This is a genomic window from Candidatus Pelagibacter sp. (assembly GCF_052049935.1).
Classification (GTDB): Bacteria; Pseudomonadota; Alphaproteobacteria; order Pelagibacterales; family Pelagibacteraceae; genus Pelagibacter.
Window position 1 is genome coordinate 1 of record NZ_JBNGZA010000004.1, and the last position, 24632, is coordinate 24632.

Consider the following 24632-nt stretch of genomic DNA (forward strand, 5'->3'; position numbering starts at 1 on the left):
ATACAGATTATGCTTTTATTATTAAAGAAAAATAATCTAAATTTTCAAAATCATGAAAAAAATTATTTTTTTTTTAAATAATCCGTATATTTATTTATTTTTTATTTTTGTTTTGTGGTTTTTAGTACTAGGATTTAGTTTTTTTAATGAACCATTTATTTGGGATGATCTACATTTAGTCCGTAAATATTCATTTAATGAATTGTTAAGTGTTTGGTTCAGTAGTTGGGACCCTGATGGCTATGAAACTCCATCTTATAGACCAATAGCAATTTTATTTTATCATAGTCTCGTATCAATCTTTGGTGAAAACGTTCAAAATCATAGATTATTTATATTTTTATTACTTTATTTATTATCTATTTTAATAACTAAACTATTAAAAAAATTAAGCTTTAATAATATTGAAATATTTTTTATTTTGTTGTTATTAATTTTCTCGAAAATTTTTACGACACTGGCTTCTTGGATGACACTTAGTCATTTAATTTTTTGTTATATTTTTCTTATTTTAAGTCTTATTAGCTATTTAAATTGGTTAGAAAAAAATAAAACAGTTTCTTTAATTTTTTCTTTTTTATTTGCTATTGTTTCAATTCTAACAAGAGAAGAGGTTTATTTTATTCCACCTTTAATATTTTTACTTGGTTTATTTCTCACTGATTTTACAAAAAAAAATTTAATAAAAATATCAATTACATCAATGTTCTATTTTTTTTTAGTCGTTGTACATTATTATTTAAGAAGTATTTTTACTGAAGGCGCTCCCTCACTAGGTTTTGCATATAGATCTTTCTTATCTCATCTTTTACAATCAGGCATGCCTCTGGGATGGTTCTCATCTTCAGCAAAAATTACTTTTTTTCAAATTTTATGGATATGTTCTGTAGCTTTTTCTACTTTAATTTTATTAATAAATATTAAAAAGATAAGTATTTTAGAAAAAAAACAAATTATAATTTTATTTTTAATAATTTTTGTAACATCAAGTCCATCATTTGTATCCTCAAGAGCATTTGGTATCTTAATTCCAACTATATTTTCTTTATCTTTGATAATAAAAATATTTTTTATTAATAAAATAAATTCTAAAAAATTTTTACATAATAACGTTTTTTCAAAAATTACACTTTCGATTTTAGTTGTTTTAATTTTTTCAGGCGTTTTAGGAGGATTTTTGCGATCGAATGAGCATTTAAAATCTATTAATCAATACTCAATTTATATAGTTGCGTTAGATACTTCGTTTATTTTTGATAATAAGAATAAAGATATGAAAATTCCTGAAGATAGAAGGATTAAAAAAAAGCTATTTTTAAAAAGTTTAGGAATAGATCAATATATTTCTATAGACAAAATTAAAACAAAATTATTAAGTCAAGAAATATCTAATAAAATATACATTCCAAACTTTCATCCTTTGTCACCAAATTTTAAATTTCTTTTGCATAAAATTTAATACGTCTATTATAAGTGACTATTTTTTATAAATCATGTTTGCAACAACATAAAAAATAGTATAAACCATCAATTTTTCATTGGCGGGGTAGCTCAGTTGGTTAGAGCGCGGGACTCATAAGCCCGAGGTCAGTGGTTCGATCCCACTTCCCGCTACCATTCTAGACGATCGATATCTTTTTGCTCCAATAGTGCTCCAATTAAAAGAAGTCATTTAATATATTTGTTTGATATCTTAATTTAAAATAATACAAATCTATTTAGATGAGTATCAGATTAATTATATTAGTTTTAACAATCTTTGGATTTAGTAATAATATTTTAGCTGAAAATTATCTTGATTTTAAAAGCCCTGTAATTTCAATTGCAGGAAATATCAAAAAGTTAAAATACCCAGAAAATTTAGATATTAAAGATTATACAATCAAAAATTCAGGTTCAAATATTTATATTAATGTTAAAGAAAGAACCAAAAAACTCAAAAATTTAAGCGAAAAAAAACTTTTAAGACAATGTGTATTTTCTAGCTCACAGTTAGAAATCTCAAGATCAAAAATAAATTTTGACTCATCGTATGTAAAGCCCATGAAAGAAATTGGAGGTCATTCATGGAAGCAGGACGGCAATCCAATTAATTTTATAAATTTTGCTCAACCATTAATAAAAAATATGAATAAACGAATAAGATTTTTTATGGCAAGTGGAGATCAAATGTATTTAGAGTATTTTAAAAAACAATTATTAATGTGGGCAAAAGGAAATTCTTTCGAAATTTTAATTTCCGATGGATATAACAAGGATTGGAAGTCAGATTTTGGATATATTGATACCCTAGAAAATATTAGGCAAACTTTAGCTCCTATGCTTATTGCATTTGATTTTTTGCGACAAAATAAATTTTTAACTGATGAAGAAGATAAAATTATTTTTGAATGGTTTAATAAAGTTATTAAAAAAACTTCTATTGGACCTAATGATGGATCGAAAGAAAAAAATGGCGTACCACCTGGGAATCATACAGAAGCATCTAAATCTAGAAATTATTTATTATGGAGTATTATTAGCGGAGATAATGATTATTTCCAAGCAGCCTTAAAAGCATATGTTGTTGCTTTAAATATCACTAGAAAAGATGGAAGTTCATCTTGGGAAGTTAGAAAAGAAAAAGGCAAAAGTCAAAGATCAGTTAGAGCTTTAACAAAGATGTCTCAAGTTGTAGGTGGCATGGTAATGACGGCAGAAATCTTTGCTAATCAAGGCTACGATTTATATTCATTTAAAACTAAAAAAGATGTTGATCTTCATAAGATGATTGATTTCCTAATTACATACTACGCTTATCCCGAGACTGGTGCCAAAAAAAAGTCATATGTTAACCCTGAAAAATTAGATAAATCGGATCTAAGAAAACAAAAAGATACAGACTATACACTTGGATATTTAAATGTTTATTACAATCGTTTTCCAAATCATCCTACAGCACAAAAAGTTAAAAAATATTATTTAGAACCATATGGTTGGAAATTCACTGCAATGAGCTCAGGGTATGGACTGGATCTAGGATGTGCTTATTCAAATCTAGAAAAACTTAAATAATAACAATTTTTTTTTAATTGCTACAATAGTGCTCCAATGACATTGGTTCTTGACTAAGATTCTTTAATTTGATTCAATAACACTAGAAATGATGACAAGAATAGTAATAGGACTGGTTCTGATTGTGCTAGTGGTAGTGGTACTTGCAATAACTGGTCACAAGCGTGTTTACACAGAATTAAAAATTAATAGCACACCCCAAATAATTTGGTCAGCGCTGATGGATAATTCATCCTATGGTGAATGGAACCCTTTTGCCGTGAAAGTACAAGGTCAATATGGGCTAGATGCAGAAATGATTGTTCATGGATTGATGCCTGGTGCAAGTAAGCCTGTGGTGATTAAAGTGCGTGTAAAAAAAATAGAGAAAAACATTTTACTTCATCAACATGGTGGATTTCCAGGTATTATAACTTATGACCATCGCTTTCATCTCCAACCACAAAATGATGGATCAACACTCTTAATTCAAGAAGAAGACTACCATGGCTTTTATGTCTGGTTCTGGGATGCGAAGGTGATGCAACCTATTTATGAAAGTGTCAATAAAGCACTCGCGAACTATATTAAGACTGAGCAAAATAAATAATATAGATCTATATCATTTTGCTCCATATACGCGTCAATGATATTGGTTCTTGAGTAATTACTTTATTTATAAATTGGATATTGTTAGTCTTTTGAATAAAAAAAATTAATTTCGTAAAATATTATTATTAAATTATGTCATTAACAGATCAGCAAGTTATTCAATATAACGAAGAAGGTTATATAGCGCCTATTGATGCTTTAACAAAAGAACAAGCACTAGAAGCTAAAAAAGAAATTGAACTGATAGAAAGACAAATGCCAGATGAAATTAATAAATCTGGAAGATATAATGTACATTTAATTTCTCCTAAATTAGATGAGATAGTTCATAATTCTAAAATTTTAGACTCAGTAGAGAAAATTATTGGAAGAGACATCTTAGTTTGTAGCTCAACTTTATTTATCAAAGATCCTGATCAAAAAGGTTTTGTAAGCTACCATCAAGACTCTAAATATATTGGTTTAGAGCCTCATAATTGGGTCAGTGCTTGGGTTGCAATAACAGATTCTAATGAAGAAAATGGTTGTATGCGAATGTGGCCTGGTTCTCATCAAGAAGTTACAGAAAAAGATCATGTTCAAAAATTTGATGATGGAAATTTATTAACACGAGGCCAAACAGTTAACGATGTACCTGAAAATGAAGTAAAGCCTGTTGAGCTTAAGGCAGGTCAAGTATCATTGCATCACCCAAGAATTGTACATGGCTCAGGTTTAAATAGAGGTAATGATCGAAGAATTGGATTTGTTATTCAAAGTTATATTGGAACTAATGTAAAACAAACACTTGGTAAAAATGGAGTTCAAATAGCAAGAGGTAAAGATAAATTTAATTATCATGAGGTAATTGGAAGACCAAAGGCTTTAATGGGCAAAGAAGACTTAATTTTAAGACAAAAAGAAAACCAGTCTCTTCAAGAAATTTTTTACACAGGATCTGATAAAAGAAGTCAATACTAGGTATTCAATTAGAAGATCTATCTGGCGCCTCTATTGCTCCATATACGCGTCAATAACATTGGTTCTTGACTAAGATTCTTTAATTTGTTTCAATGTGCACAGAAAGGAAAGAGAGCATTTACAGGAGTAACTGCTTTAGAGTGAGTGAGCAGGGTTCATGGCGATAGACTCATAAGCCCGAGGTCAGTGGTTCGATCCCACTTCCCACTACCGTTTTACTTATAAAAATATTTTGGTAACGTTAAACCATTTCTCTCATAATAACTAATAGCAAGTTTAACTGATCTCATTAATCCAGATTTTATCTCAGGGTTGCAACAATAAGGTACACTCCAACCAAAGCAATAAATTACAAATAATATTGGGAGAAAAACTTTTTTTAATAAGTAGTTCTGTTTCAAATTTTCATTAAATTGTAATGTAACAATTTTATTTTTTATAAGAAAGAGAATGATTATTAATGAGCTTATATATGATGTATATAAATATCGACCCCAATCTAAAGCAATATAGTAAACAGGAATTGTAAAAATAAAAGGAATAAAAATTAATATCAAAGGGTTGATCTTTTTATTAAGTATTAATACGTTTAAGGAAGCTTTCTTGTATATAAAAAATAGAGGTAAAAATGAAATTACTCCATAAAAAAAATATAAAGGAAAATATTTAGTTAATAAAATACCTTCTTTTTCAGACATATAATTTTTTAAATCCCATTTAAGTGTAGCTATTTGACCAAAAGACTCACATTGTTGATGTGCAAAATTTTTAATTGAATTACATATATCGATAACTTGATTTTCATTACCTGAAAATTTGTAAGTTAAAAATATTAAAATTAAAGATGATAAAGATATTAAGATTGCTTCATATCGAATATCTCTAAAAGATTCTGGTTTAATTATAAAAATTAAAGGGATTAGAAAATAACCAAAATAAAAAATAAAACCTTCATGAGTCAGTCCAATTAATGTTAATGAACCTATATAAATATACATGTAATATTTTTTATTTATTTTTGGCAAATAAAGACAAACCAGAGCTAATAAGGATATAAACAGTATTTCTTTTCTGCCTGTTGCTTTACTATTAAAAACTGGAAAGAAAAATGACAAGGGTGAGAATAAAGCAAAGATAATATAATTATTGATATGTAATTTGTTTAAATACTTAAAAATAATAATGTAAAGAATTAAATAAAATAAAATTATTAAAATTAAAACAGTGAGATAAGGATTTATTTCTGTAAAACTATATATTTGATATATAAATTCTCCAATTAGACCTTTTCTAACAAATCCACCTTGGTAATTGATTAACCAATCACCTATTTCATAAGATGTTTTATTTTTGTAAAATCTAAAAGTATTATTGACTACAATTATAAAACTTAGTGATATAAAAAAGTAAGAAATTCTTTTCATTTAAGAAAGATAAAATTATTCTAATTTGTTAATGTCCAGGAAATTCTATTAAATTTTCAACCTTGTACCCTTTCTTAATCAAGTCATCACATCCATTTAGATCAAAAAGATTTATTACAAATACAAAACATGCCACCTTACCACCTGAAATTTCTATTAATTTGGCTGCAGCCTCTGCAGTACCACCAGTTGCTATCAAATCATCAATTATAAGTACACTTTCATTTTTTTGTATAGAGTCTTTGTGAACTTCTATTGTTGCTGTGCCATATTCAAGTTCAAAATCAATAGAATGAACTTCTGCAGGAAGTTTGTTTTTTTTCCTTAACATTATAAAGGGTTTTTTTAAAATATAAGAAACTGCAGAACCAAATACAAAGCCCCTTGACTCAATTGCAGCAATTTTATCAAATTTAATATTTTTTATTCTTTCAATGATCTGGTCAATAGTTTCTGAAAAAGCTTTCTCATTTTTTATTAGAGTTGTTATATCTCTAAACAAAATACCTTTTTTTGGATAGTCAGGTATTGATCTAATATGCTCTTTTAAATCCATAATTCTAAACTATAAATACATTGTTAAATTAATTTTTAAATATGACAATGAATAAATTAGCAATTATTGGTGGAAGTGGACTTTACGATATAGAAGATTTTAAAGATAGAGAGCTACTGAATATTAAAACTCCTTGGGGAAATCCATCAGACCAAATATTAAAAACTATATATAATGATAAAGAAGTATTATTTTTACCACGTCATGGAAGAGGACACTTTATATCTCCTACTAAAATAAATTTTAGAGCTAATATTGATGCTCTAAAGCAATTAGGAGTTACTGATATTGTTTCTGTATCAGCAGTTGGGTCATTGAAAGAAGATCTGCAGCCAGGAAAATTTGTTATTGTTGATCAATTTATAGATAGAACATTTGCTAGAGAAAAAACATTTTTTGATGATGAGATTGTTGCCCATGTTTCTATGGCTCATCCAACTTCTAGCGGATTAATGAATGCATGCGAGCATGCTATAAAAGAGTCTAAAATAGATTACCAAAAAGGAGGAGTATATGTAGTTATGGAAGGTCCTCAGTTTTCTACATTAGCAGAGTCTAATTTATATAGATCGTGGAATGCTGATGTTATTGGAATGACCAATATGCCAGAAGCAAAACTGGCAAGAGAAGCAGAGATTAGATACGCTTCAGTTTCTATGGTCACAGATTATGATTGTTGGCATCCTGATCATGAAAATGTTGATGTCCAACAGGTAATTAAAGTTTTACTAGGGAATGCTGAGAAAGCAAAAAATATGATTAAAAGTTTAATAACTAACTTTGAAAATTATATTGATTCAAAAGATCCAACTAAAAACTGTCTTGATGTTGCTATAATAACATCTCCAGAAAAGAGAACAAAAAAAACTATAGAAAAATTAAATACAGTTGCTGGAAGAGTTTTAAACAAGTGAAAAAAAATTATTTAAATGAATTTCAAATTAATGAATATAAAAATGAAGGTGTAATCATTTTAAGAGGATTATTTGATGATTGGATTGATAAACTTCAATCAGGTTTTGAAAAAGTAATAAACAATCCAAGTGAACATGGCAGAGATAATGTTAAAGAAAAAAATAATGGTAGTTTTTTTGAAGATTATTGTAATTGGCAAAGAATTACAGAATTTAAAGATTTTATAGAAAACTCTCCTGCAGCTAAAATTTTTGCTGAAGCAACCAAATCTAGCTCAGTACAAATTTTTCATGATCATATATTTTCTAAAGATCCAGGAACAACAAAAGAGACACCTTGGCATCAGGATCTTCCATATTACTGTGTGGATGGAAACGATACTGGTAGTTTTTGGATACCATTAGAAAACGTTTCAAAAGAAAATTCTTTAAAAGTTTTAAAAAAATCTCATAAACTCAATAAATTAGTTAAACCTACTAAATGGTCTACAAATAAATTATGGTACAAAAATAATAATAATTTTATTGAGATCCCAAATATAAACGAAAATGATAAAAATATTTTTAATGAGGATTTGAATAGAGGAGACGCTATTTTTTTTAATTTCAAATCGTTACATTGTTCACCTGGTAATAAAGAAAATAAACCTAGAAAAGCATTTTCAGTTAGATTTATTGGTGACGATGTTCGTTATATTGATAGAGGCGAAGAAACATCTCCACCTTATAAGAATATAAATTTACACAATGGTCAAAAATTGAGGAAAGATTGGTTTCCAGTCGTTTGGAGCAATTAATGAAAATAGGAGGAAAAGAATTTAATACAATTTGGTTTAATGAGATAAATCAAAATGTTCAAATTATTGATCAAACTAAACTTCCTCACAAATTCATTATTAAAGATTTAAATACTGTGGAAGATACAATAAACGCAATAAAAGTCATGGAAGTTAGAGGGGCACCACTAATTGGTGCAACTGCTGCTTATGGGTTAGTTTTAGCAATGAAAAAAAATAATGATGTTAAATATTTAGAAAAATGTTCAAAAAATTTAATTAATTCAAGACCTACAGCCATAAATTTAGAGTGGGCAGTCAATAGAATGAAAAATAAACTTTTATCTTGTAAGCCTGCAAATCTGTTTAATACAGCATTAGATGAAGCCAAAAAAATATGTTTAGAAGATATTAGTTTCTGTGAACAAATTGGTCAAAATGGTTTAAGAATTATTGAACAAATTTATAACTCAAAAAAAAAAACAATAAATATTTTAACCCATTGTAATGCTGGTTGGTTAGCAACAATAAATTGGGGCACTGCTACTTCACCTATTTATCTAGCACATAAAAAAGGAATTCCCATTCATGTTTGGGTAGATGAGACAAGACCAAGAAATCAAGGTGCAAATCTTACTTCTTATGAATTAAATGAGGAAGGCATACCAAATACAATTATTGCAGATAACACGGGAGGTATTTTGATGCAAAGAGGTCAAGTCGACATGTGTATAGTTGGAACTGATAGAACTTTATCAAATGGTGATGTTTGTAATAAAATTGGAACTTATCTTAAAGCTTTGGCAGCTCATGATAATAAAGTACCTTTTTATGTAGCATTACCTATCTCTACGATCGATTGGAATATAAAAGATTCAAAAGATATTCCTATTGAAGAAAGAAATTCTAAAGAGCTTTCAAATGTTGATGGTGTAAATTCAAAAGGAGAAATTGAAAATTTGTTGATCTATCCAAAGAAAAGCAAATCAATGAATTTAGCTTTTGATATTACACCAGCAAAATATGTTACAAAACTAATCACTGAAAAAGGTGTTTGTGATGCTTCTGCAGAAGGATTAAAAAACTTATTTAAATGAATAATTTGAAAGAAAGAGAGTTGGTAATTGAATTTTCAATTAAATTAAATGAAACAAATTTATCACCTTTAAGATCTGGAAATATTTCAGTAAGAGGATTCGAAGATAATAAAGAAGGTTTTTTTATAACTCCATCAGGAAAAAAATATGAAACTTTAAAGCCTGAGGATATTGTTTTTTTGTCTTTAGATGAAGAGAAAGATTTTTTAGCTTGGTTCAATTCTGGAAAAAATCCATCATCTGAATGGAGGTTTCATCAAGATATTTATAAAAACAAATGGGAAGCAAAAGCTATTGTTCATTCTCACTCACCACACGCAACAGCTGTATCTACTCATAGAAAATCTATCCCACCATTTCATTACATGATTGCATTAGCAGGTGGTGAAGATATTAAATGTGCAGAGTATGCAACATTTGGATCACATGAGCTATCTGTGAATATTATTAATGCTTTAAAAGATAGAAAAGCTTGCTTAATGGCAAATCATGGTCAGGTTGCATTTGGTGAAAATTTATCAAAAGCTTTTGAGCTTGCTCAAGAGGTAGAAAATATTTGCTATCAGTATGTTATTGCTTTAAAGATGGGCCAGCCAAAAAATCTTTCATTAGCTGAAATGAATAAAATTTTGGATAAAGTCAAAAATTATAAAAGTGGATAACATATTATGACTAAAGTTGGTGAACATATTACTGTTGATATTATTGGAACTACTAAAGAATATGACCCATCTATTTATGAAAAAGTTATCAAAGATATTGCTAGTGCAGCAAAAGTAACAATTTTAAATATATCAAAATATAAATTTGAACCACAAGGTTTTACAATCTTAGCTTTATTAGCAGAAAGCCATATTAGTTTTCATACTTTTCCTGAAAAAGGGATTGTAAGTTTTGATTTTTTTACTTGTGGAAAAGTAAGCCCTTCGATTGCTTTAGATATAATTAAAAAAGAATTTAAATATAAAAGACTTTCAATTAAAGAATTTGATAGAGACACAAATTCTCTTTATCACGATATTTATAGCTCACCTGGTTTAAAAAAATCATATATTGTTAAAGATGTTTTAGAAGATTTTAAATCTAAAGTAGGTCAACATATTGAGATTTTAGAATTAGAACAATTTGGAAAAGCATTATTCATTGATAATGAAATACAAGTAGCTGAAACTGATGAACACTTATATAGCTCTACTTTTGTTGGTGCTGGTTTAGAATTGAATCAAGCTAATGAGAGAGCTGCAATAATTGGTGGTGGTGATGGTGGGGTCGCAAGAGAGTGTATATCAAAGAAATTCAATTTTATAGATTGGTTTGAATTAGATCCGGAAGTTGTAGATGTTTGCAATAAACATCTTGGAGATATAGGTAAAAAATCTACCGAAAAAAATTCTGTCAAATGTGTTTGGGGTGATGCATTTGAAAGTATAAAATCTATAGAAGATGATACGTATGACCATATATTTGTAGACCTTAATGATGATCAATTTTGTATAGATCTTGCTGCAAAAAATATGGATTCTTTGGTTCGAATTTTAAAACCAAAGGGAGTTATAACAGCACAGGTTGGTAGCCAAGATAAAAAGTCAAAACAAGTTCAAAATTGGATGAATGTTTTCAATGAAAACTTTGGAAATACTAAACTATCAAGAGTATATATTCCAAGTTTTGATTGTTCTTGGAATTTTTCCTCATCAATAAATCATTAATTTTACTTTTTTCTTTTATAAAATTGTGAAATAATTCTCACATTAATATTAAAGGAGTAAATAATGAATATATTCAAAAAAACTATTTTTTCAGTTTTAGCAGTTTTATTATTCGTTGGTAATGTAAATGCTACTGACAAAATTAAAATAGCTACTGAAGGCGCTTACCCTCCATGGAATTCAAAAAATGAAGCTGGTAAATTAATCGGTTTCGAAGTTGAATTAGCTTGGTCTCTATGCAGATACATAGGTAGACAGTGCGAGATTGTTGAGCAAGATTGGGATGGAATGATACCAGCTCTGCAACTTAGAAAGTATGATGCAATCATGGCAGGTATGTCAATTACTGATGAAAGAAAAAAAGTGATCACATTCTCACAAGGTTATGCTGATGAAGTTGCATCTCTTGCTGTTATGAAAGGTTCAGAATTAGAAGGCATGGAAACTCCAGCAGGTATAAACTTAACTAAACCTAACTCTGCAGCAAAAAAAGCTTTAAAAACAATTACTAAAGCTTTAGAGGGGAAAACAGTTTGTACACAAACAGGAACAATTCACCAAAACTTCTTAGAGTCTGGTGATGTTGGAAGTGTAAATGTTAGAACTTATAAAACACAGGACGAAGTAAACTTGGATTTAACTTCAGGTAGATGTGATGTTGCACTTGCTGCAGCTGTTGCATTTTCTGACTATGCAGAAAAATCTGGAAAAAATGTTGTATTAGTTGGACCAACATTTTCAGGTGGTACTTTTGGAAATGGCGTAGGAGTAGGTTTAAGACAAGCAGCTCAAATGGGTGAAGATTCAGCAATGGGTAAAAGAGATGCTGAGCTTTTAAGAGCCTTCAACAAAGCAATTGATCAAGCAAGAAAAGATGGCGTGATAAGCAGACTTGCAATCAAACATTTTGGTTTTGACGCATCTATGTAATAATGTTTTTGAAAAGGCGGTTAATTAATTAACCGCCCTTTCGATATGGAAATTCTTGCTTTTGGAAAAACAGGTTGGGGTGATGAGTTATTCTATGCAACCTTGATGACGATCGCTGTTTCAATAACAGCAATGTTAATTGGTTTTTTATTCGCAGCAATTTTTACACCATTAAAATTATCAAAACATAAATCTTTAAATTTAATTGGAAATTTTTATACAACAATAATCAGGGGTGTTCCTGAATTGTTGGTAATTTACCTTTTCTTTTTTGGTGGCAGTAGTGCAATTATGTATGTTGCATCTATTTTTGGTTATTTCGAATATATCGAGATCAATGCGTTTATTACCGGTTCATTAGCAATAGGAATTATTTCAGGTGCATATTCTACTGAAGTTTTTAGGGGAGCTATTCAATCGATTGACAAAGGTCAATTTGAAGCTGCCAAAGTTTTAGGCATTAGTAGATTTGGTCAATTTTATAAAATTATCATGCCCCAAATGTTAAGGCTTGCAATTCCAAATTTAAGTAATGTTTGGCAAATAACATTAAAAGATACATCATTAATTTCAGTAACAGGTTTGGTTGAAATTATGAGACAGTCTTATGTTGCAGCAGGATCAACAAGAGATCCATTATTCTTTTACTCAGTAGCAGCTCTTTTATATTTGTTTTTAACATTCATCAGCATGAAACTCATCAATAGATTGGAATTAAAATATAGCAGGGGTTATTAATGAATTTTGAATTAATTATCTCTAGTTTCCCAAAAATGTTAGGTGCAGCTGTAATAACGGTAAAGCTTTTAGCATTTTCATTAGCTATTGGATTATTGATAGGATTATTTTTTGCAGTCTTGAGATTAAACAAAAATATTATTATTAACAAGTTTGCATATGGATATTCATATTTATTTAGAGGAACTCCGTTACTAGTTCAAATTTACATAATTTATTTTGGACTTGGTCAAATTGAATTTATTAGATCAACTTTTTTATGGGTAATTCTAAAAGAACCTTTTTGGTGTGCAATAATTGCTTTTGCATTAAATACGGGTGCTTATACATCTGAAATACTAAGATCAGCTTTTCAAACAATTAAACCTGGAGTAATTGAAGCTGGAAAAAGTTTAGGAATATCAAATAAAATAATTTTTTATAAAATTCAAATACCAATTGCTATACGACAATCACTTCCAGCTTACGGAAATGAAATAATTTTAATGCTTAAAGGAACATCTCTTGCAAGTACTGTCACTATTATGGATTTAACAGGAGTTGCAAAACACATTATATCAACAACTTTTAAGCCTGTAGAAGTATTTATACTAGCTGGAAGTATTTATCTTTTTATGACTTTTATTGTTCATAATGTAATAAAATTTCTTGAGAAAAAGTATAGTTTTTAAATCTAAAAAAGTTTTTCAACACTCTTACAATATTTTGAGAATCTAATTTCGGAAAAAGGAAATTTTTTTTTTAATTCATCTATTTTAGATGAATTATTAATCTTAATTTCAGCTATTATTTCATTTATAGAATGTTCAATTTGATAATTATTTTTAAGATCAAACAAACAAAAACAAATATTTTCATCTAAAGTAATTCTAAAATCATTTAATGAGTAGTAACTTCTCAAATAAAAAACCTTTGTTTTTGGATAACATAAACCATACTTAGAATCTAAAATTCCATTTTTTAATAGATAATCTGCATTATCAATTTTATTTGATATTTTTGATCTTCCAGAATTATTAGTAAATTTTTTTTCCAATAAAATATTTTCATCATTAAGAAAAAAATTTTTTTTTTCATAAAATCTCAACCTTATTTTTTTTCTTGGGGATAAACCTTCTACACTATCTTGATACATTTCAAATTTTTCGTTATCAAAGTAAATAGATGTAATAAGTCTTTTTTCAAATAAAACTTTTGCGTCATGTTTTATTAAAAAACTTAAAAATTCATTTTTTTTAGATTGATGAATGTCTATTTTATATTCTATTCGATCCATTAAATTAAATTAAGACGAGAAAATTCATCTTTTTCTATTTTTTGATTTTCACAATTAAATTTATTTTTATTAATTTGTATTAAAGCTCCATCGTACTGTTTTTTCTTTCTTAAAATTAACAAACATTCATCAGAACCAATATTGTTGTACTCACCAATTATTATTTTTGATGAATCTTTTGACATTATTCTTCTAGAATTATGAGCTGTAACTTTTTTTAAATTTAAAACTGCGTGTTCACCAACTGAAATTGAGTGATCTCCACAATTTTTTACTATTGCGTTTTTGATTAAATAATTTCCACGTTTTAAACCAATACATTCACCCTTTAAAGCATCATTAACTTCAATCCTTTCTATAGATAAGTCTGAAAATTCAGCATCAAATGCATCTAATTTAGATTTATTTATTACAATTTCTTTAAAATTTCCTTTGCTATTGATTACCTCAATTCCTTTTGAACAAGTATTTTTATCAATTTGAGCAGAAATATTTTTAAATACCGCATTAATAAAAACTAAACAACCGCCAAGCATATTTTCATCTCGTTTATAAAGGTTATAATTTTTTGTATAATCTTTGGAACCGATAAAGTTGATATTCCAGTTTTCAAATTTATATCCACTAAAAATAAATTTATCAGTTAGATTTTCTTGAATAAGGTTTATAGTTTTATCTTTTATATCAACTTCAATATTTTTGTCTTTGGTGTTATGAAAAAGTATCTGTTCTTTACCAATTAGAATTTTCTTAAAATTTTTAAGACCTCTTTTTTTTGGAAAAATATTTTTTTTATAATCATCTTTAGATAATCTTACAAAAGTAATTAGATTAGAAAATTCATTATGTTTTAAGAATTTGTCTTTAAATAATTCAATTTTTTGTTTTTGATTAAGTTTGGTTATTTTACAGTTTTTTAGAGAGATATCACAAATTTCAAATTGGTCGTTAATACCACCAAAGGCTAAATTAAAACTAAGATTTTTATCAAAATGATTTGAGAAGTAATTCTTAGTTAGGTCATTTTTATGATTAGCAAACAATTCAAGACTTTTTAATTTTTGTAAATTTTGAATTACATCATTTAAGATTTGTTGCAATTTTGATTTGTTATAATCAAAACCTTTAGATTTAATGGAACTATAGAACTTATTTATATCTATTCCTTCAATCTTACTAATAGCTTTATTTATATATTTTTTCTCAAATTCAAATAATTGTAAATTATTAGTAAATTCATTGTCAGCTACTATTCTTGGATCTCCATCCCTATAAATAGGTTCAATTCTATCAAAAGTTGGATCATAAAAAAAAGATCTGTCCTCCATAGCCATGCCATGTTGAGAATTAGTGGCATGCATAATTAAGTTAAAGATGCTTATATTTTCTAATTCACTTAAATCATCTAAGACAGAAAAATTTAATGCATATTTTCCATGTTTATAATTCGATTTAATTTTTTTCGATTTATTTTCATTAATTTCGTCTAATTTACTTTTACAACAATGTTTTCCATCCCCGATACCTAAAGAATTTAAATAGATAAAATTTATTTTGTCTAAAGCGTATAAGATTGTGTTACTATTATTTGAAGCTATCCCGTCAGAATTCTTAATTCTATTAAGAATGATACTTCTTCTTTGATGAAATTTTGTCTTAAGTTTGTTCCAATTATTTTTATTAGACAAGAGAAATATTCCATTGTTTCTCTTGTTGTCTTTTGCCATTTCTAAAGTTGGCATTTCATGAAACAGATATTCCTCTATTTCATTATTATTCATTTTTACTCTAGTTTTATAAATTAATGGTGAAAGATAACCTATTTCTTTAAATAAAGAGCTTACAAAAATTTCATCATTAAATCTTACTGTTTTCTTATTTAATAATGCAAAATTGTATTTGTTATTAATGTGTCCATTTTCAATTTTTATTCTTACAGAAGTGTTATAATTTTTTGTATTTATATGAGCCTTTGTACTTCCATGTATTCTCATATTAACAATGTATTCACACTTAATGTTATTTGGAAATGTAGCGACAATTTTAGTTTTTTGATATTTTTTATATTTTTTATCAATTCTTGGTCCTGACATAGATTTTAATACTCTTGTAATCCATTTTTTTAAATTAGGAGTTGTTACTTCAATTAATAAAGGATAATTAGTATCTTCTAGATTAACACTTTCTTTTTTGAAGTTGTAACAATCAGTATTATTTGAATAAGCTTTGTTGATATTAAAAGATGAGAAAGTTATTAAATTAATTAATAAAATTTGAAGTACTACTTTTAATTTCAGTCTCATATTTCTTTATTTTTTCTAATAAATTTTTTAATTCACTAGAGTTAGCAGATGCAAATTTATATACATAATATTTCTCATCATTATTTAGGTGCATCTGTATCAAATTTTTTTCATTTTCAAGTTCTTTGATTATTTTTTTGGTAACTATTTCTACTGTATTATAATTGTTACCATCAGAGTATATTAATGAAGGATATTCCAGGTTAAGTTTATGGAACAATTTTCCTAAGTGTTTAATAAGAAATAAAACAATTATAATTAAAAATGTTAGGACTATTCCATAATTAATTTTTACAGCCGCTGATATACCGATTGTAATTAATGCAAAGAAAATAATCAATTCTAAAGGATTTTTCACAGGCGTTCGAAATCTAACAATCGATAAAGCACCAATCATACCCAAAGATAATGCAATATTTCCAGAAATGACTTTTGTTACTATAAATGTGATTGGTGGGAGCAAAGCATAAGACAATGTATGCTGCAATGTTTGAACCCAATTTTGATTACAGTAAGGAAGTACCAATCTAATTATTAGTCCACAACAAATTGACAAAATCAAGTTTAGATAAAGATTGGTATCAATATATGTATTGCTGATATCAAATAATATGTTTTGCAAAATTAGAAATCCTTTCTATTAATTAAGTTACTTATAATTAGTATATTCTTTAATTTCTTTAATTTTTGAACCAGAATGATTGTTCATGTCTAATTTAATTTTTGCTCTATCATCGTTTAAAAAGTGAACATCTCTTGAGAGTTGAATAAACTTTTCACCAAAATCTTTATCTTTTTCACACTGTCTTTTATCATCTTCTATTACCCATAATCTTGCATTTATATCCTTCAATAATTGAAATAAATTTTCAAGCTTTTCATCAGTTTTGACATTTTTATTTAATTGATCTTTCAAAATTTTATGTTCCAAATTAATAAATTCAAGTTTCTTTTGATCCTTTATTTTTTCTTGTTTTATTTCCAATATAGAAATTTTATCCAAAAGTTCACCTACTGAGACTTCAACTATAATTTTATTCATAATATTTAATTGTGTGTTAAATTATTTATAATGTCTAATATCTTAATTATCAAACACGGATCTCTTGGAGATATAGCTCAAGCAAGTGGCGCTATTCAAGATATTTTTGAAAATCATTCAAATGATAAGATTTTTTTGTTAACTACAAAGCCATATTTTGAATTATTTAGAAAAAATCCTCATATTCATGAAGTAATTTTGGACAAAAGATCATCAAGGATGAATATCTTTTACCTATATTCATTAATGAAAGAATTAAAAAAACACAATTTTATAAAAGTTTTTGATCTTCAAAATTCATCAAGAACAAGTTTTTATAAAAATATTTTATTTCCAAAAGCATCAAATGAAATTTGGTCTAGTTCAATTACAACTTTACCAGATGGTAAAAATAAAGAAGAGTTCGACAAAATATCAGTTTTAGAGAGATTTAATCATCAATTAAAAACTTCAAATTTAAAAACTAATAATACATTAAAACCTGATTTTAAATGGGCTTGTTCAAATATTGATGAAATATTCAAAAGATATAATTTACAAAAATATATTCTTTTATTTCCTTTTTGCTCACCTCATTTAACATTAAAGAAATGGCCTTATTATGATGAGCTTACTGATCTAATTTTAAAAAATTTTAATGAGGAATATAAAATTATTACAGTTCCAGGACCAAACGAAATAGATGATGCAAAAAACTTAAAAGCAATTCCAATATTAGACAATGATAAAGCTTTAAATATATCTCAGCTTACAACACTTATTCAAAAAAGCTCTTTTGTTATTGCAAACGATACAGGACCAGCTCACATTGCTGCACATGTTGGAGCTAAAGGTTTAACTTTATTTGGTAAACATACAACTGCTTATAAAGTAAGTATTGAAAGAGAAAACTTTAAACCAATTCAAGTTGAAGACTTAAAAAAATTAAGTGCAGACAGAGTTTTTGAAAGATTATCTAATTCTTTATCTTAGTTTTTTTTACTAATCTTAGTATTACAGGTATGATAAATAAGATAAATAATAATCTTATAATATGATGAAATGCAACAAAATCTGGTTCTAAGTCAAAAGCAATAGCAATTACAGCTACCTCATAAATACCTCCAGGACAGAAAGATAAAATCAAACTTAAAAAATTATTATCAACAAAAAAAGTTGCAATGAATGCTGCGCCTAAACCTAGTAGAACTAAAAGTATAGTTGCAACTAATCCATGAAAAGAATTATTTGCAACCTCTTTAAAAGTTTTGTTTGCAAATCTACACCCAACAGATGCTCCTAAAATTAATAAACAAAAATTGATTGAGGCATCTGGTAATTTATAAGATGCAATATCAAATATTTGCAAGACACCACTTGCAACTAATGTTCCAGAAAGGAGTGCCGCTGGAACTTTAAACTTATCAAAAAAGAAAATGAATATTAAAGAAACTATTATTAATAAAGCTAAATCCAGGTGGTTTTGAGACATATAATCAAATTTCTCTAATTCCAAAGCCTCAGCAGGATATAGATTAACAATTATAAAAGGGAATAAAGTTATTATAATTATTAATCTAATCAAATGTGCTGTTGCCACTTGAGATAAGTCTGATTTTTCATATTCAGCTAAAATCATTAAAGGACCCAAGGCACCTGGAGCAGCAGAAAATATAGATGTTTTTTCTTTATATCCTGAAAATTTTTGCAAATATTTTGAAACAACTAAGATACTAACAACAATATAAAAAAACATGATAACAGTTGTCCAAATCCAATTAACCATTTGACTAAAAAGATTTTGATCAATGTAATTTCCAATATGAAGTCCTAAGATTATTAATATTGAGCTCAAAGCTATTTTTGGCATTAAAACTTGAAAACCATTTAAAGCAATCAAAGATGTTGCAATCATAGGACCTATCATCCAAGCAAGAGGAATATTTAAAAAATCTGCAACAATTGCACTTGGAATAGAGATTAGAATTACTATTAAGAATTTTTTTGTAAATATTTGATCTAAATTCTCACGGTTAAAGTGAATCGCTTTAAACATGTATTGTATTCTATTTTTGGTTGTTGACTATATTATTCAAAATATGTTTAATCTGGTTCATTAAATATAACAACGAGAGGAAATAATGAAACTAATTAAATCTTTTTTTTCAATTTTGTTCTCAGCAGCTCTTCTGTTATCAACAACAACAGTAAACTCAATTGCAATTGAAAAATTACACTTTGTAATTGGTGGTGGTGCTGGAGGTGGTTGGGATGGAACTGCTAGAGGCACTGGAGAAGCTTTAACAAAAGCTGGCTTTTTAAAAAGCGCATCATTTGAAAATATGTCAGGCGGTGGTGGCGGTAAAGCGTTAGCTTACATGATTAATACTAAGCCTGAAAATACTATCTTAGTACAATCTACACCATTAGTTTTAAGATCAATCACAAGACACAAAGGTTATGTAAGTGGTAGTGGAACTTTATCTTATAAAGATGTTGTGCCAATTGCTGGAGTAATTGGTGACTACGGTGCAATCGCAGTTGCTAAAGATTCGCCTTACAAAAACTTTGAAGATGTTGTGAAAGCATATAAAGCAAACCCTAGCTCAATTAAAATGGCTGGTGGTTCTGTTAGAGGAAGTATGGACCATTTAATTGGTGCTTTAGCATTTCAAGCTGCTGGAGCAAATCCAAATGATGTAGCTTACATCCCTTACGATGCAGGTGGAAAAGCATTAGCTGGACTTTTATCTGGAGAAACACAAATTATTTCTACAGGTTTAGGTGAACTTATGGGAGCAAGAGATCAAGTAAGAATTATTGGTATTACTGCACCTGATAGAGTTGCTGATGCACCTGATGCACCAACACTTAAAGAACAAGGATATGATGTACAGTTTGTTAACTGGAGAGGATTTTTTGGCCCTCCAGGCATGAGCAATAAAGACAAGAAAGCTATTGCTAAAATGTTAGGCGATGTACAAAAAACTCCTGAATGGGAAGAAGTAAGAGCAAGAAATGCTTGGGTTAATATTTATAACCCAGATAAAAAGTTTGTTAAGTTTTTAAAAACACAAACTAAAGAAATGACAGCTCTTATGAAAAAACTAGGAGTTATTTAATCTTTAGGGTTAATTAATTAGGAAGAGCAGTGAATATAAATACTACAAAAATTATATCACTGCTCTTTTTTATTTTTTCAGCATTCTATTTATATACAGCTTATCAAATTCAAGTTTTCGCATTTGATGAAAATGCACCTTTTAATGCCAGAACATTTCCAATTTATTTAGGTTATGCTGGTTTGTTTTTTTCTGGTTTAAAATTAATTTTACCAGACCCTGATACTATTAAAGTTGAACACAAAACTTTAGAATATAAAAAAACAGGAATATTAATTCTTATTGCAATTATTTATGGTGCAACAATTTTAAAAGTTGGATATTTTTTAACTACTTCATTATTTTTGTTTGCTTCTTATTATTTTTTGGGTGAAAGAAGATGGATATTAATGTTTCTGCTATCTTTCCCTTTTGTTGCAGCTTTTATGTATTTGTTACATGGAATTCTTGATATTTATTTAAGAGATCCTTTCTTAAAATATATTGGAGTGATGGGATGATTGAAGGAATACTAATTGGTTTAACAACAGCTCTTACATTTCAAAATATCTTCATGGTGATGATTGGTTGTTTCTTCGGAACAATAATTGGAATGTTACCAGGTCTTGGTCCTATGACTGCGATCGCTTTGATGATCCCTATTACTTATGGTTTTGATCCTGCTACTGGATTAATTTTAATGGCAGGAGTTTATTATGGTGCAGTTTTTGGTGGTTCAACATCTTCGATTTTATTAAATGCACCAGGTGTTCCAGGAACAGTTGCTACATCATTTGATGGTTATCCAATGGCTCAACAAGGTAAAGCTGGCAAAGCTTTAGCTATTGCAGCATGGAGTTCATTTGCAGGAGGTACATTATCTGCAATTTATTTATTATTTATGGCACCAAGTTTATCTAAAGTAAGTTTATCATTTAGATCACCTGATTATTTTGCATTAATGATTTTAGGATTAACTGCTATTGCAGCTTTTTCATCAAAAGGGCAGTTTTTAAAAGCAATGATGATGGTGGTACTAGGTTTAATGCTAGCATCAGTTGGACAAGACTCTTTATCAGATATTACAAGATTTACTTTTAACAATATGAATTTAACTGATGGGATAAGCTTCGTTCTTGTAGTGATGGCAACTTTTGCAATGAGTGAGGCACTAACTATTATCTTAAAAAGAAACGATCCAACAGTTGCTGCTAAACAAGTTTCTTTGACTGAATTAGGTTCAATTAAAATAAATAAAGAAGAACGAGGTAAAATGTACAAAACTATTCCTAGATCTTCAGTTATTGGTTTTTTAATTGGAGTACTACCTGGAGCTGGTGCAACTATTGCATCGTTCTTAGCTTATGGAATGGAAAGAAATTTAGTTAAAGATGAAGAAAAAGAAAAGTTTGGAAAGGGTAGTGTAAATGGATTATCTGCTCCTGAAACAGCAAACAATGCAGCATGCTCAGGTTCATTTGTTCCAATGTTAACTTTAGGTATTCCTGGAAGTGGAACAACAGCAGTGATGTTGGGTGCTTTATTAGGATTTGGTATTCAGCCAGGTCCAAGACTTTACATGACCAATCCAGAAATTTTTTGGTCAGTTATAATGTCGATGTATATTGGTATGGTAGTCCTATTAATTTTAAACTTACCTTTAATTCCATACATAGCTAGAATTCTTGCAGTTCCAAAAAATTATTTAATTCCTTTAATATTATTTTTTTCCATTACAGGTATTTATGTAATGTCATTTAATAATTTTGACATTTATTTAATGATTGGAATAGCAGTTGTGGCAACATTCTTAAGACTTTATGATTTTCCAATGCCACCACTTATACTAGCATTTGTTCTTGGTGGTTTAATGGAAGAAAATTTACGAAGATCTTTACTTTTAAGTAATGGATCTTGGGAATTTTTATGGGATAGGACTCTTACAATTTGTATATTAATAACAACAATTCTTATTGTTCTTTGGCATATTTATAAAACTTTAACAAAAAAAAATATTAGTTAAGAATTTTTTTGTACTCTTCTAATATTTTTTCCCACTGAAACTTAGAAACATATTCTTTAGCATTTTTTCCATACTCAATATATTTATTACTATTAAGCATTGAAGATAAAGAAGAATATATGTCATCTAAATTATTTCCATCACAAATTAATCCTGTTTTTTCATTTTCTATTGCATCTGCAGCACCTCCATCTTTACCTCCAATCGATGGAATTCCATATTGAGCAGCTTCTACGTAGGCTATACCAAAACCTTCAACAGATTTTTTGTGAATTATAGATGGCATTACAAAAATATTTGAACTTGCTATTAAAGCATTTTTTAAATCATCACTAATATCTTTGAAAAACATAACTTGAGAATCGAGATTAAGTTCTTTTACTAAACTTTTAATATTTTCTTCCTCATCTCCATAACCAATACATATGTAAACGATATCAGGATAGATTTGTTTTAAATTTCTAAGTGACATTACTACTTTGTCATGATTTTTTCTTTTATCAAATCTAGAGACTGTAATTAATCTTGGTTTTTTTATTTTTAATAAACTTTCAACTTTAGATAATGATTTTTTGTCTAAACTTTTTGCTGGATCTACTCCTGGATTGATTACTATTATTTTCTCCTCTGATACTCCAAGTTCAACTGCTAGATTTTTAGTATACTGAGAGTTTGCAATGACTTTTTCAATATTGTTTAAAACATTTAAAACTCTTTTATTTAAACCACTTCCTTTAGGATGGTTAATTTCTTTTCCATGAATTAAACAATATTTTTTATTCTTGGATTTTAGTGGTTCTAAACTTTTCCAGTGATCAGCAATTATACCTTTTACTTTGTTTTCTTTAGCAAATTCATCGATTAACTGAGATTTTCTGATTTTTCTTAGAAATTTTATTCCTCCAACTCTTTCAATTGAAAAATTAGCTTGTTCATCAAAATCTTTATGTCCTTCTTTATAATCAGCAAATACTTTAATCATAAAATTTTTTGACATTTCACGTGCAAGACCCCACATCAAACTTTGCATACCACCTAATTCAGGAGGAAATGATCTTGTTACAATTAAATACATTAATTATTTTTCCACTTAATACTACAACCAGCGCTTGGAACTTGGTCCTCTGGTCCTTTTCCAGTTTCAGCTATTTGTTTCATTGCTTTTAAAAGATCGCTTTCACCACTTCTAACTGGAATTAAGTTTTTAAGTTCTCTCATTCTACCTCTGTATTGTAGTTCTAAATTTTTATTGTAGCCAAAAAAATCTGGAGTGCACACAGCATCGTAAGTTTTTGCAATTTCTTGAGTTTCATCAACTAAATAAGGAAAAGAAAAATTATTTTTTTCAGCAAATTTAATCATATTTTCAAATGAGTCTTCAGGATAATTAATTGGATCATTTGCACAAATTGCAACTGAGTTAATTCCAAGTTTTTTTAATTCAATACAATCTTCTACTATATCTTTTGTAATTGCTTTAACATACGGACAGTGGTTACAAATAAACATTATCAAAGTTCCATTTTCACCTTTGATATCATTCAGTGATAAAATTTTATTTTCAGTAGATTTTAGTTCAAAGTCTTGTGCCTTTTGACCAAAATCACATATTGGAGTTTGTATGGGCATGATGTACTAATATATAAATTATGTTTTACGATTTAAAAGATAAAAAACCAAAAAGTTCAGGTGAAAATTGGGTTGCACCTAATGCAACTATAATTGGTGACGTTACATTAGAAAAAAATTCAAGTATTTGGTTTAATGCAGTTTTAAGAGGAGATATTGAAAATATATTTATAGGTGAAGGTTCAAATGTACAAGATGGAAGTGTTCTTCATACGGATCCTGGTTGTCCTTTAAAAGTTGGAAAAGATGTAACTATCGGACATATGGTTATGCTCCATGGATGCACAATTGGAGATAATAGTTTAATTGGTATTGGAGCCGTAATTCTAAACAATGCTAAAATTGGAAAAAATTGTATCATAGGTGCAAAAGCTTTAATTACTGAAAATAAAGAGATACCAGATAATTCATTAGTAGTAGGTTCTCCTGGAAAAGTTATTAGAGAAGTAACTGATGAAGAAAAAAAAGCTGTATTAGAAAATACAAAACATTACCAAGAAAATTGGAAAAAATATTCTGCTATAAATTAA

General features: G+C 28.0%; 26 protein-coding genes and 1 tRNA gene. 18 read left to right on the forward strand and 9 right to left on the reverse strand.

Annotated elements, in window-relative coordinates; translation table 11 throughout:
* Positions 1-52 precede the first annotated feature (52 nt).
* From ACTT90_RS02625 to ACTT90_RS02645, 5 genes are all read left to right on the forward strand, one after another.
* Complete coding sequence (locus tag ACTT90_RS02625) at positions 53-1459, forward strand: hypothetical protein (RefSeq protein ID WP_440937302.1); 1407 nt, start codon at positions 53-55, stop codon at positions 1457-1459.
* 81 nt (positions 1460-1540) lie between these two features.
* Positions 1541-1617 (forward strand) — tRNA-Met (locus ACTT90_RS02630).
* A gap of 105 nt (positions 1618-1722) precedes the next feature.
* Positions 1723-3054 carry an alginate lyase family protein gene (locus ACTT90_RS02635; protein ID WP_440937303.1) on the forward strand — a complete coding sequence of 444 codons (1332 nt, stop codon included), beginning with the start codon at positions 1723-1725 and terminating at the stop codon, positions 3052-3054.
* A gap of 88 nt (positions 3055-3142) precedes the next feature.
* Positions 3143-3643 carry a hypothetical protein gene (locus ACTT90_RS02640; protein ID WP_440937304.1) on the forward strand — a complete coding sequence of 167 codons (501 nt, stop codon included), beginning with the start codon at positions 3143-3145 and terminating at the stop codon, positions 3641-3643.
* 134 nt (positions 3644-3777) lie between these two features.
* Positions 3778-4605, forward strand: coding sequence for a phytanoyl-CoA dioxygenase family protein (locus tag ACTT90_RS02645; RefSeq protein ID WP_440937305.1), 828 nt, complete (start codon positions 3778-3780; stop codon positions 4603-4605).
* Between the two features lie 215 nt (positions 4606-4820).
* On the opposite strand, the gene ACTT90_RS02650 is transcribed toward ACTT90_RS02645, so the two are convergent.
* Positions 4821-6029 carry a hypothetical protein gene (locus ACTT90_RS02650; RefSeq protein WP_440937306.1) on the reverse strand — a complete coding sequence of 403 codons (1209 nt, stop codon included), beginning with the start codon at positions 6027-6029 and terminating at the stop codon, positions 4821-4823.
* 28 nt (positions 6030-6057) lie between these two features.
* Positions 6058-6585, reverse strand: coding sequence for an adenine phosphoribosyltransferase (locus ACTT90_RS02655; RefSeq protein WP_440937307.1), 528 nt, complete (start codon positions 6583-6585; stop codon positions 6058-6060).
* Positions 6586-6632: 47 nt separating this feature from the next.
* Between ACTT90_RS02655 and ACTT90_RS02660 the strand changes: the two genes are divergently transcribed.
* The 8 genes from ACTT90_RS02660 to ACTT90_RS02695 all read left to right on the forward strand — a co-directional run bounded on the left by ACTT90_RS02660 (position 6633) and on the right by ACTT90_RS02695 (position 13420).
* The gene (locus ACTT90_RS02660) at positions 6633-7499 is read left to right on the forward strand and encodes an S-methyl-5'-thioadenosine phosphorylase (RefSeq protein ID WP_440937308.1); all 867 of its coding nucleotides are present in this window, start codon (positions 6633-6635) and stop codon (positions 7497-7499) included.
* The gene (locus tag ACTT90_RS02665) at positions 7496-8296 is read left to right on the forward strand and encodes a phytanoyl-CoA dioxygenase family protein (protein ID WP_440937309.1); all 801 of its coding nucleotides are present in this window, start codon (positions 7496-7498) and stop codon (positions 8294-8296) included. The genes ACTT90_RS02660 and ACTT90_RS02665 overlap by 4 nt, the downstream gene beginning before the upstream one ends.
* Positions 8296-9372 carry an S-methyl-5-thioribose-1-phosphate isomerase gene (mtnA, locus tag ACTT90_RS02670; RefSeq protein ID WP_440937310.1) on the forward strand — a complete coding sequence of 359 codons (1077 nt, stop codon included), beginning with the start codon at positions 8296-8298 and terminating at the stop codon, positions 9370-9372. The genes ACTT90_RS02665 and mtnA overlap by 1 nt, the downstream gene beginning before the upstream one ends.
* Entirely contained in the window at positions 9369-10034 is a 666-nt protein-coding gene (locus ACTT90_RS02675; RefSeq protein WP_440937311.1) for a class II aldolase/adducin family protein, read from the forward strand. Before mtnA ends, ACTT90_RS02675 begins: the two co-directional genes overlap by 4 nt.
* A 6-nt stretch (positions 10035-10040) precedes the next feature.
* The gene (gene speD, locus ACTT90_RS02680; protein ID WP_440937312.1) at positions 10041-11081 is read left to right on the forward strand and encodes an adenosylmethionine decarboxylase; all 1041 of its coding nucleotides are present in this window, start codon (positions 10041-10043) and stop codon (positions 11079-11081) included.
* Between the two features lie 63 nt (positions 11082-11144).
* Positions 11145-12011, forward strand: a complete 867-nt coding sequence (locus ACTT90_RS02685) for a transporter substrate-binding domain-containing protein (RefSeq protein WP_440937313.1) — start codon at positions 11145-11147, stop codon at positions 12009-12011.
* A 45-nt stretch (positions 12012-12056) separates the two neighbouring features.
* A complete protein-coding gene (locus tag ACTT90_RS02690) occupies positions 12057-12749 on the forward strand; it encodes an ABC transporter permease (protein ID WP_440937314.1) in 693 nt (230 codons plus the stop codon).
* Positions 12749-13420, forward strand: a complete 672-nt coding sequence (locus ACTT90_RS02695) for an ABC transporter permease (protein ID WP_440937315.1) — start codon at positions 12749-12751, stop codon at positions 13418-13420. Before ACTT90_RS02690 ends, ACTT90_RS02695 begins: the two co-directional genes overlap by 1 nt.
* Positions 13421-13422: 2 nt before the next feature.
* Here ACTT90_RS02695 and ACTT90_RS02700 read toward each other — a convergent pair whose 3' ends face one another.
* Genes ACTT90_RS02700 through ACTT90_RS02715 form a run of 4 tightly spaced genes read right to left on the reverse strand, consistent with a single transcriptional unit; the run spans position 13423 to position 17370 of the window.
* Complete coding sequence (locus tag ACTT90_RS02700) at positions 13423-14025, reverse strand: VTC domain-containing protein (protein WP_440937316.1); 603 nt, start codon at positions 14023-14025, stop codon at positions 13423-13425.
* Positions 14025-16328 carry a hypothetical protein gene (locus ACTT90_RS02705; RefSeq protein WP_440937317.1) on the reverse strand — a complete coding sequence of 768 codons (2304 nt, stop codon included), beginning with the start codon at positions 16326-16328 and terminating at the stop codon, positions 14025-14027. Before ACTT90_RS02705 ends, ACTT90_RS02700 begins: the two co-directional genes overlap by 1 nt.
* Positions 16285-16950, reverse strand: a complete 666-nt coding sequence (locus tag ACTT90_RS02710) for a DUF4956 domain-containing protein (protein ID WP_440937318.1) — start codon at positions 16948-16950, stop codon at positions 16285-16287. Before ACTT90_RS02710 ends, ACTT90_RS02705 begins: the two co-directional genes overlap by 44 nt.
* A 27-nt stretch (positions 16951-16977) precedes the next feature.
* Positions 16978-17370 carry a DUF6165 family protein gene (locus tag ACTT90_RS02715; protein ID WP_440937319.1) on the reverse strand — a complete coding sequence of 131 codons (393 nt, stop codon included), beginning with the start codon at positions 17368-17370 and terminating at the stop codon, positions 16978-16980.
* Positions 17371-17400: 30 nt separating this feature from the next.
* Here ACTT90_RS02715 and ACTT90_RS02720 point away from each other — a divergent pair, with 30 nt between their 5' ends.
* A complete protein-coding gene (locus tag ACTT90_RS02720) occupies positions 17401-18342 on the forward strand; it encodes a glycosyltransferase family 9 protein (RefSeq protein ID WP_440937320.1) in 942 nt (313 codons plus the stop codon).
* On the opposite strand, the gene ACTT90_RS02725 is transcribed toward ACTT90_RS02720, so the two are convergent.
* Entirely contained in the window at positions 18326-19405 is a 1080-nt protein-coding gene (locus ACTT90_RS02725; RefSeq protein ID WP_440937321.1) for an AbrB family transcriptional regulator, read from the reverse strand. The genes ACTT90_RS02720 and ACTT90_RS02725 overlap by 17 nt on opposite strands.
* An 85-nt stretch (positions 19406-19490) precedes the next feature.
* On the opposite strand from ACTT90_RS02725, the gene ACTT90_RS02730 reads away from it, so the two are divergent.
* From ACTT90_RS02730 to ACTT90_RS02740, 3 genes are read left to right on the forward strand one after another with little or no spacing between them, the layout of a single operon-like run.
* Positions 19491-20471 (forward strand): tripartite tricarboxylate transporter substrate binding protein, encoded by a 981-nt coding sequence (locus ACTT90_RS02730; RefSeq protein ID WP_440937322.1) that lies wholly within the window; start codon positions 19491-19493, stop codon positions 20469-20471.
* 29 nt (positions 20472-20500) lie between these two features.
* Positions 20501-20971: a tripartite tricarboxylate transporter TctB family protein gene (locus ACTT90_RS02735; RefSeq protein ID WP_440937323.1), complete on the forward strand. Its 471-nt coding sequence runs from the start codon at positions 20501-20503 to the stop codon at positions 20969-20971.
* The gene (locus ACTT90_RS02740; protein WP_440937324.1) at positions 20968-22473 is read left to right on the forward strand and encodes a tripartite tricarboxylate transporter permease; all 1506 of its coding nucleotides are present in this window, start codon (positions 20968-20970) and stop codon (positions 22471-22473) included. Before ACTT90_RS02735 ends, ACTT90_RS02740 begins: the two co-directional genes overlap by 4 nt.
* Here ACTT90_RS02740 and ACTT90_RS02745 read toward each other — a convergent pair.
* Positions 22466-23548, reverse strand: a complete 1083-nt coding sequence (locus ACTT90_RS02745) for a glycosyltransferase family 4 protein (protein ID WP_440937325.1) — start codon at positions 23546-23548, stop codon at positions 22466-22468. The genes ACTT90_RS02740 and ACTT90_RS02745 overlap by 8 nt on opposite strands.
* Complete coding sequence (locus tag ACTT90_RS02750; RefSeq protein WP_440937326.1) at positions 23548-24102, reverse strand: thioredoxin family protein; 555 nt, start codon at positions 24100-24102, stop codon at positions 23548-23550. The genes ACTT90_RS02745 and ACTT90_RS02750 overlap by 1 nt, the downstream gene beginning before the upstream one ends.
* A 20-nt stretch (positions 24103-24122) precedes the next feature.
* Between ACTT90_RS02750 and ACTT90_RS02755 the strand changes: the two genes are divergently transcribed.
* The gene (locus tag ACTT90_RS02755) at positions 24123-24632 is read left to right on the forward strand and encodes a gamma carbonic anhydrase family protein (RefSeq protein ID WP_440937327.1); all 510 of its coding nucleotides are present in this window, start codon (positions 24123-24125) and stop codon (positions 24630-24632) included.